Annotated in this window: 7 protein-coding genes; 4 read left to right on the top strand and 3 right to left on the bottom strand. The window is 67.2% G+C overall.

Annotation, left to right across the window (positions count from 1 at the left end; translation table 11 throughout):
- Positions 1–155: 155 nt before the first annotated feature.
- From aroF to AS26_RS02725, 3 genes are read right to left on the bottom strand one after another with little or no spacing between them, the layout of a single operon-like run.
- A complete protein-coding gene (aroF, locus tag AS26_RS02735; protein ID WP_062305926.1) occupies positions 156–1,187 on the bottom strand; it encodes a 3-deoxy-7-phosphoheptulonate synthase in 1,032 nt (343 codons plus the stop codon).
- A complete protein-coding gene (locus AS26_RS02730) occupies positions 1,184–2,341 on the bottom strand; it encodes an acyl-CoA dehydrogenase family protein (protein ID WP_062305925.1) in 1,158 nt (385 codons plus the stop codon). The genes aroF and AS26_RS02730 overlap by 4 nt, the downstream gene beginning before the upstream one ends.
- Positions 2,338–3,957: an AMP-binding protein gene (locus AS26_RS02725; RefSeq protein ID WP_062305922.1), complete on the bottom strand. Its 1,620-nt coding sequence runs from the start codon at positions 3,955–3,957 to the stop codon at positions 2,338–2,340. Before AS26_RS02725 ends, AS26_RS02730 begins: the two co-directional genes overlap by 4 nt.
- 162 nt (positions 3,958–4,119) lie before the next feature.
- Here AS26_RS02725 and AS26_RS02720 point away from each other — a divergent pair, with 162 nt between their 5' ends.
- From AS26_RS02720 to AS26_RS02705, 4 genes are read left to right on the top strand one after another with little or no spacing between them, the layout of a single operon-like run.
- Positions 4,120–6,129, top strand: coding sequence for an NADPH-dependent 2,4-dienoyl-CoA reductase (locus AS26_RS02720; protein ID WP_062305920.1), 2,010 nt, complete (start codon positions 4,120–4,122; stop codon positions 6,127–6,129).
- A 17-nt stretch (positions 6,130–6,146) separates the two neighbouring features.
- Positions 6,147–6,926, top strand: a complete 780-nt coding sequence (locus tag AS26_RS02715; protein ID WP_062305939.1) for an SDR family NAD(P)-dependent oxidoreductase — start codon at positions 6,147–6,149, stop codon at positions 6,924–6,926.
- Between the two features lie 24 nt (positions 6,927–6,950).
- Positions 6,951–7,205: an acyl carrier protein gene (gene acpP, locus AS26_RS02710; RefSeq protein ID WP_062305919.1), complete on the top strand. Its 255-nt coding sequence runs from the start codon at positions 6,951–6,953 to the stop codon at positions 7,203–7,205.
- A 53-nt stretch (positions 7,206–7,258) separates the two neighbouring features.
- A complete protein-coding gene (locus tag AS26_RS02705; RefSeq protein ID WP_062305917.1) occupies positions 7,259–8,917 on the top strand; it encodes a class I adenylate-forming enzyme family protein in 1,659 nt (552 codons plus the stop codon).
- The last annotated feature ends 3 nt before the right edge of the window (positions 8,918–8,920 follow it).

Below are 8,920 nucleotides of genomic sequence, written 5' to 3'. Positions count from 1 at the left end.
GCCCGCGGTCAACGGCTTCTCGCTGGACAACTTCGGCACCATTCAGTTCCTCGTGAACAGTTCGCCGCGTTCCGTGTCCACGCAGGGGACCGGCGCGGTTGAATCCGCGATGGGGGCAATGACCACCGCGCAGGCGGGGGAGTGAAGGGGGCCCCTCACACCCCCACCATCTCCCGCGCCACCGCGCCTTCGCTCGGTCTCGCCAGCGCCTCTGCCACCCTGTTCACCTCTTGCACCATCCGGCCAAATTCCTCGTAGTCGATGGTCTGCGCCGCGTCCGACATCGCCTGATCCGGCACCGGGTGAATCTCCACGATGACGCCGTCCGCTCCGGCCGCTACGCCGGCGCGGGCCATGGGCCGCACGAATGCGCGCTTGCCGACCCCGTGGGACGGATCGACCAGCACGGGCAGGTGCGTGAGCGACTTGACCACCGGGATGGCGTTCAGGTCGAGCGTGTTGCGCGTGGCCGTCTCGTACGTGCGGATGCCGCGCTCGCACAAGATCACGTTCGGGTTGCCCTGCGCGAGGATGTACTCGGCCGCCATGAGCCACTCCTCAATCGTCGCCGAAAGGCCGCGCTTGAGAAGAACGGGCTTGCCGGATCGGCCGGCCTCGCGCAAGAGCGGGTAGTTCTGCATGTTGCGCGCGCCAATCTGCAGGATGTCGACGTATTCGCCGACGAGATCGACGAGGCCAGGCTCCATGACCTCGGAGACGATGGGGAGGCCGGTCGCGTCGCGCGCCGCGGCCATCATTTTCAGGCCCTCCTCGCCGTGGCCCTGGAACGAATAGGGGCTCGATCGCGGCTTGAAGGCGCCGCCGCGCAGCACATGGCCGCCGAGGCGCTTTACGGCTTTCGCCACGTCGAGGATGTTCTCCCGCGATTCCACCGAGCACGGGCCGGCCATGATGGTGACGGTGCCCGCGCCAATGCGGTGGCCACGCACTTCAACGACGGTGTCCTCGGGCTTGTACTCGCGGCTCGCGAGGGCGTACGGGCGAGCCACCTCGCGCACCTCCGTGACGCCGGGCAGCCGCGCCACGCGCTCGGCGAGGCCGGCTTCCTTCGCCGCGAGCACGCTCACGCCGGGGCCAGCCGGGTACAGGTTGCGCACCCACGCCCCGAGGCCCGCCTTCTCCATCTCCTGCTTCACATCCACCTTCCCGTGGCGTATCACCATCATCGCTCGTCGCTCCCTTCCGAGGCCCGCTTGGCCTTGTCGATCACGTCGCGCGCAATGACCATCTTCTGAATCTCCGAGGTTCCTTCCTCAAACCGCTGCATCCGGGCGTCTCGATAGATCCGCTCGATCTCGCTCGACTTGAAATACCCCGGCCCGCCGTGGATCTGGAGCGCCTTGTCCGTCACGCGCTGCAGCATCTCCGTCGCGAACATCTTCGCCATGGCCGCCTCGACGGTGATGCGCTGCCCTTCGTCAAACCGCCGGGCTGCGTGAAGGACGAGGTGGCGCGCGGCTTCAATGTCGGTCGCCATCTCCGCCAGCCACATCTGGATGACCTGGCGCTTGGCGAGCGGCTGGCCGAAGGTGACGCGGTGCAGGGCGTGATGGGCCGCGAGCTCCAGCGCGCGCTCCGCCGCGCCGACGCACGTCATGCCGATGGCGGTGCGAGACGGATCTAAGAAGCCGCGGAACGCCACTTCCAATCCGTCGCCTTCCTCGCCGAGGCGATGGTCCACCGGCACGCGGCATTCGCGAAGCCGCAGGTGCCCGTGCTGCGTGCCCGCAACGCCCATGGCGGGCGGCATCAGCTCGATGTCAAGTCCCGGCGCATCGCGCGGGACGAGGAGCGCGAGCGTCCCCTCGCCGCCCGACGTCCCCTCCAGTCGGCAGAAGAGCAAGAAGTAGTCCGCCACGTCGCTGAAGATGATCATCCACTTCTCGCCGTTCAGCACGTACTCGTCGCCCTCGCGCCGGGCGGTGGTCTTGATGTCCGCCCCTGAGCCGGAGTTCGGCTCGGTGAGGGTAAACGTGACGCGGATGTCGCCGGCGACAAACGGCTTCACAAACCGCTCCACCTGCTCCGGCGTCGCCTTGTGCGCAAGTGATCGCCACAGGCTGTTCGCCACGTGCACGATGACCCGGATGGAGCCGTGCGTGTGCGCGAAGCGGCGAAGAAGATCCAGGTAATCCGTGAAGCTGAGCCCAAAGCCGCCGAGATCGCGCGGCGCGGCGAGCCGCAGGTAGCCGGCGTCGCGAAGCTCGCGCCACAGTGCTTCCGGCACCTTGCCCGTCCGCTCGATGGCCTCGGACCACGACCGGGCCGGGCCCGCGAGATACCGGTTCACATCCTCTTGCCACTCGAGGAACGTCTTCACGCGCGCTCCCTCGCTTCCGCCGCGCCCGCGCGCTCGCGCTCGAGCTTTTGCTGGATGTCCTGGCGCAGCACGTACTTCTGGATCTTGCCGCTCGCCGTCCGCGGCATCTCGTCGATGATTTCGAGCCGCTCCGGCCAATAGATCTTTGCCATGCCCTGCTCGCCGAGGAAGTCCGTGATGTCACACAGTTCCAGCCGCTTGGCCCCAGGCTTGAGCACCACGTACGCGCAGGCGCGCTCGCCGAGCCGCTCGTCCGGCATTGCGACGACGGCCGCGTCCGCGATGGCCGGATGCTGATACAGCAGGTCCTCAATCTCCACCACCGGGATCTTCTCGCCGCCCCGGTTTACCACGTCCTTCTTGCGCCCGGTGATGCGCAGATAGCCGTCCTGGTCGATCACGGCGAGATCGCCCGTATCAAAGAACCCGTCTTCCGTCATGGCCGCCTCGTACCACTCGGGGTGGTGAAGATAGGTGACGAACATGGCGGGGGTTTTCACCTGGAAGTTGCCTTCGGTGCCGGGCGGGAGCTCGCGGCCTTCGTCGTCCACCACGCGAATCTGCATGCCGTCGAGCACGCGCCCGTCCGTGCCCCAGAGCTTCTCCGGCGGATCCGAGGGGCGGCCGACGGTGACGAGGCAGGACTCGGTGGATCCCCAGGCCCCCACCACGGCGCACTGGAGCTTCTCCCGCGCCTCCTGCGCGAGTTGGCGCGGGATGGCCGCGCCCGTCGCAATGAAGAGCCGCAGGCCCTTCGGCGGCTTGTCAGCGCGGGTGATGTCCGACAAGAACGGCATCGCGGCCTGGACGAACGTCGCGCCCCACGCCTCGATGGCCGCGCGCGCCTTCTCCACGTCCCAAATGGCGTGATAGATCCCCGGCGCCCCGATATAGAAGGAAACGAGCATTCCGTAGAGAAATCCTGTCTGGTGAGCGGTCGGGGAAGGGACCCAGATCCGGTCCTTCGCCGTGAGCCCGAGCGTCCGCGTGTGGATGAGGAGCGCCTCCGAGAGCGTCCGATGCGTGTGCAGCACGCCCTTGGGTTCGCCGGTGGTGCCGGACGTGTAGAGCAGCTGCGAGTGGCTGTCAGGGCCGGGCCGCCTTGCCTCGAGTTCTGCCGCGCGGGCTTTTGCCTCGGCCTCGCTCGCGATGAGGCCGCCGAGATCCGTCGCTTGCGGGGTGTACGGCGAGCTCGGCACGAGGACGGTGTGCTCGACGCGCGGCACCTCGCGCCGAACGAGGTCCACGAGCGGCCGGTAGTCGAAGCGGCGGAACTCGTCCGGCGCAATGTACACGCGGCTTTCCGAGGACTGCAGGATGAAGGCCACTTCGCGCTCGCGGAGCTGCGGCAAAATCGGGCAGGGCGTGGCGCCCGCCTTCCAGATGGCGAGCGTGATGGCCACAAACGGCCAACCGCTCGGCAATTGATAGGCCACGGCCTCGCCGGGCTCGACGCCAAGCTGCACGAGGCGCGCGGCGATGCGCGTCGCCAGTGCATCGAGTTCGGCATAGGTGAGCGTGACCGGCGCATCGCCGCTGAGGTCAATCACGGCGAGTTGGTCCGGCTGGGTCCGAAGCGTCGATTCAAACTGTTCCAAGAACAAAGGAGCGCTCACGGGCGCTTCCCCTTTCCGTACAAAATTCGTACCTGGTGATAAGCATTCTACCACCGCTCGGTCGACGGATTCAATACCAGGTGTTAATATCAGCTTATAAGACCAGGTACGAAAACATGCGCGCCGCGCGGACGAGCGCGGCCGGGATGACGAGGTGACAGCATGGCAGAGAGATGGATGAAACGGCGCTACGAGGCGTTGGCCCAGCCGGGGAAGATTGGTTCGCTCGAGCTTCCGCACCGCATCCTGATGGGCTCGATGCACATGGGCCTGGAGCACGACGACGACGAGATGATGGTGCGGCTCTGTGAATTCTACCGCGAGCGCGCCCGCGGCGGCGCAGCGCTCATCATCACGGGCGGGGCATGCGTGCTGCCGGAAGGCGGCGGCCAGATGTTTGTGCTCACGAATCCGCGCCACGTGGAACGCCTCGCCGAGCTGCCCAAGGCCGTGCACGAGGTGGGTGGGCGGATCGCCCTTCAGCTTTATCACGCGGGCAGGTATGCGTTTTCGGAGGAGATTGGCCAACAGGCGGTGGCGCCAAGCCCGCTCGCGTCGCGGCTGACGCGCGAGGTGCCGCGCGAGATGACGCTCGAGGACATCCTCCGCACCATCGAGGGCTATGCGAATGCCGCACGCACCGCCAAGGAGATTGGCTTTGACGCCATCGAGATTATGGGGTCGGAAGGCTATCTGCTCAACCAGTTCTTGTCGCCCCTCACCAACCACCGCAACGACGAGTACGGCGGCGACTTCGCGCGCCGCATGCGGCTGCCCATCGAGGTGGTGGAGGCCGTGCGGCGCGCGGTGGGGCCGGAGTATCCCATCATCTTCCGCATGTCTGGGCTCGACTGCATGCCGGGCTCCACGACGATGGAGGAGACGCTCCAGTTCGCGCAGGCGCTCGAGAAGGCGGGCGTGGACGCGCTCAACGTCGGCATCGGCTGGCACGAGGCCGCCGTTCCCACCGTGCAGCAGGTGGTGCCGCGCGGTGGCTTTGCCGGCGTGGCCGGAATGGTGCGCCAGCACGTCTCGGTGCCCGTGCTCGCCGCCAACCGCCTGAACGTACCCGAGGTGGCCAACGAGCTCGTGGCGGACGGCTTCCTCGACTTCATCGCGCCCGCGAGGCCCTGGCTCGCCGACCCGGAGTTTGCCAACAAGATCCTCGAGGGCGATCGCGACGGCTTGAACGTGTGCATCGCCTGCAACCAGTCGTGCCTGGATCACACGCTCGTCAAGCCCTATCGCGTCGTGAGCTGCCTCGTCAACCCGCGCGCCGGCTACGAGGCGCTCAAGCCGCGCGCGAAGGCGGCCCGCAAGCGGCGCGTGGCCGTGGTCGGCGGGGGGCCGGCGGGGCTCGAGGCGGCGCGCGCGGCGGCGGAGCGCGGGCACGAAGTCACGCTCTTCGAGCGGGACAAGGAACTCGGCGGGCAATTTCGCCTCGCCTCGCGCATTCCGGGCAAGGACGAGTTCCTCGAGACCATCCGGTACTACGAGGTCATGCTTGAACGCCTCGGCGTGACTGTTACAATGCAGACAGAGCCTGGGCCGGATGAGCTCGCCGAATTCGACGACGTGATCGTCGCGGTGGGCGTGAAGCCCAAGGCGCCAGGCCTTCCGGGCGAGGATCTGCCGCACGTGGTCTCCTATCAGGATCTGCTCATGGGCCGCGTGCAGCCGGGGCGAAACGTCGTCATCCTCGGCGCGGGCGGCATCGGCTGTGACGTGGCGGTGTTTCTCGGCGCGCGGCGGCGCATGACGCCGGACGCGGAGGTGTTCTTCGAGGAGCAGGGGCTCCCCGCGCCCAAGCCCATCGAGCGCACCATCACCATGCTCGCGCGGAGCGACCGCATCGGCCGCGGCATCGGCCGCAGCACGCGCTGGGTGGTGCGCCAGGAGATGCAGCGGCTCGGCGTGAACGTCGTGCCGAACGTGGCCATGCGCGAGATCACGCCGGAGGGCGTGCGCATCGAGCGGGACGGGCGGGAGGAAATGGTTCCGGCGGACCAGGTGGTGCTCTGCACCGGCCAGTTGTCTCAGGATACGTCCTGGGCCGAGAAGCTCCCGCCGCACGTGCGGGTCCACATCGTCGGCGGCGCGAGGGACAGCCAGGACATCAACGCGGCGCGGGCCATCCGCGAGGCCTGGATGGCCGCCTACGAGATTGAATGAGCCAGGAGGCGACGCTGTTGTTACTCAAGGACAAGCGGGCATTCGTCACCGGATCCAGCCGCGGCATCGGCCGCGCCATCGCCATCCAGATGGCGAAGCACGGCGCGGACGTGGTGGTGCACTACCGCCGCCAGCCGGAGGAGGCCGAGGCCACCGCGCAGGCCATCCGCGAGCTGGGTCGGCGCGCGATGGTCGTGAAGGCGGAGCTCGAGAGCCAGGACGAGCTCAACCAGGCGTTCGACCAGATTGAGCGCGAGTTTGGCGATCTCGACATCTTCGTCGCGAACGCCGCCGCGTCGGCGTTCAAGCCCATCGAGCAACTGAAGGATTACCACCTCGACAAGACGTACCGCGTGGTCATCCACAGTACCGTCTTCGCCGCGCAGCGCGTCATCCCCATGATGGAGCGGCGCGGCGGCGGCCGGATCATCACCATGTCGAGCATGGGATCGACCTTCACGCTGCCGAACTACGCCACCCTCGGCACGGCCAAGGCGGCGCTCGAGGCGCTCACGCGCTATCTCGCCCGCGAGGCCGCGCCGAAGAACATCACCGTGAACGCCATCAACCCCGGCGTCGTCGACACGGAATCGGCCCGCTTCTACGGGGCGGATCACTACGACGCCTACCGGCGCGACGTGGAGGCGCACACCCCGCTCGGCCGGCTCGCGTCTCCGGAAGAGGTGGCGGACGTGGCCGTGTTTCTCGCGAGCGATCTCAGCCGTTTCGTCACCGGCCAGGTCATCTGGGTGGACGGCGGATTGACGCTCTTGACCGGCGGATTTGAGAGCTTCTAAACCCACGAGCAAAGGAGATGTGACATGGCAACGCTGAATCGAGAGGATATTGAGGCGCGCGTGCGCAAGGTGGTCGCCAATCAACTGCAGGTGAGCGAGTCCGAGGTCAAACCCGACAGCCTGTTTGTGGACGATCTCGGCGCGGACTCCCTGGATCTGACCGAGCTTGCCGTCGCGTTTGAGGACGAGTTCGACATCGAGATCCCCGAGGCCGACTTCGGCCAGTTGTCCACCGTGGCGGGCGTCGTCGATTACATCGAGCGCCGCCTGTCCGCCTGATGGCGCCGCCTCGGGGGCGAGGCGGCCAATCTCCCCGAAGTGGAGGCGTGTCGATGTTTGACTTTCCCGGAAGGACGCTCAGCGAAGAGCGTGCCAAGCTGTATTTCGAAAAGGGGTACTGGACGAACGAGTCGTTTGTCGACGTCTTCTACGAGGACGTGAAGAAGTATCCGCACTTCGTCCACCGCGACGAGACGCGCGAGGCGACCTACGAGAAGCTGTGGCGCGAAATCGAGTCCGTGGCCGCGCATCTCTACCGGATGGGCGTGCGCAAAGGGGACACCGTGGCCCTGCAGCTGCCGAACGTGCTCGACTATGTCGTCGCCGTGTTCGCCTGCGCGCGCATCGGCGCTATCGGCGTGTCGCTGCAGATCGATCTCGGCCGCCAGGCCATCGTCTCGAGCATGCGCACCTCGCGCGCCAAGGTGTGGATCATCGCCGACTACTTCCGCGGCGAGTCGCTCTACGACATGGCGCAGAGCCTGAAACCGGAGCTGCCCGATCTCACGCACATCGTGGTGCAGGGCGATCCGGAGCGCGCGCCCGAAGGCGCGACGACCTTCGCCAGCCTGCGCGAGGCGGGGGACACGCTCGGCGAGGCGGAGCTTGCAGCCAACAAGCCCGAGGCGCTCGACGCTTTCCTGATGGTCTTCACCTCCGGCACCACCGGTTCGCCGAAGGGCGTCGTGCACCTGCACGCCAACTACCTGTGGGCCGCGCGCGCCTATGCGAAGAACTTCGGGTATCAGCCGGAGGACGCCGTGCTGTGCCTCGCGCCCATCTGCCACCAGACGGGCATGCTCGCCGGCGTCATGATGACCGTGGCGAGCGGCGGCCGGATCATGCTCCTCGACCGGTTCTCCGCGAGCCGCGTCATCGCGTGGATTGAGAAGTACAAGCCGGCGTACCTCGTCGGCGCGCCGCCGCACGTCATCCACGTGGCCAACGCGCCGAACCTCAAGCAGGCCGACACCTCGAGCGTCAAGCTGTTCATTTACGCCGGCGCGCCGGTGCCGAAGGCGGTGCTCGAGCAGCTGCAGCGCGACAGCGGCATCAAGGTGGGCTGCATGTTCGGCTGGACCGAGGGCTTCCTCGCCACCGCCACCCGGCTGGACGATCCGCTCGAGGCGCTCTCGTCCACCGTCGGCTTCGTCATCCCGGGCACGGAGGTCCGCCTGGTCGACGAGGACGGCAACGACGTCAAGCCGGGCGAGCCGGGCGAGATGTGGGCGCGTGGACCTAACTTCAGCGCGGGCTATTATCACAATCCCGAGGCGGCGCGCCGCCAGTGGGACGAGGACGGCTGGTTCCACTCCGGCGACATCCTGCGCCAGGACGAAAACGGCCGCTATATCTTCATCGCGCGGGCGGACGACATCATCAACCGCGGCGGGACGAAGATCGATCCGAAGACCGTGGAGGACGCCATCTCGAAGCACGAGGCCGTGCAGAACGTGGCGGTGGTCGGTGCGCCGGACCCGACGCTCGGCCAGCAAACGGTGGCCTGCGTCATCCTGAAGGAGGGCGCAAAGCCGTTCACGCTGCGCGAGCTGCGCGACTTCCTGGCCGAACAGGGGCTTGCGAAGTTCCAGTTCCCCGACCGGCTCGAGTTCATGACGGAGTTCCCGCAGACGCACTCCGGGAAGATCAAGAAGAAGGATCTGCGCGAGCGGTTCCGGCTCGAGGCCGAGGGCCAAGGCGTGAACGCGTGAAGG

This window comes from Alicyclobacillus sendaiensis NBRC 100866 (assembly GCF_001552675.1).
In the GTDB taxonomy this organism is placed as follows: domain Bacteria; phylum Bacillota; class Bacilli; order Alicyclobacillales; family Alicyclobacillaceae; genus Alicyclobacillus; species Alicyclobacillus sendaiensis.
The sequence above is the reverse complement of the archived record's forward strand: the minus strand, read 5'-3'. Positions and strand labels throughout refer to the sequence as shown.

Coding starts and splice junctions, on each gene's coding strand:
- aroF (WP_062305926.1), bottom strand. CDS start 1,187: ATGATGGTGATACGCCACGGGAAGGTGGATGTGAAGCAGGAGATGGAG.
- AS26_RS02720 (WP_062305920.1), top strand. CDS start 4,120: ATGGCAGAGAGATGGATGAAACGGCGCTACGAGGCGTTGGCCCAGCCG.
- acpP (WP_062305919.1), top strand. CDS start 6,951: ATGGCAACGCTGAATCGAGAGGATATTGAGGCGCGCGTGCGCAAGGTG.
- AS26_RS02705 (WP_062305917.1), top strand. CDS start 7,259: ATGTTTGACTTTCCCGGAAGGACGCTCAGCGAAGAGCGTGCCAAGCTG.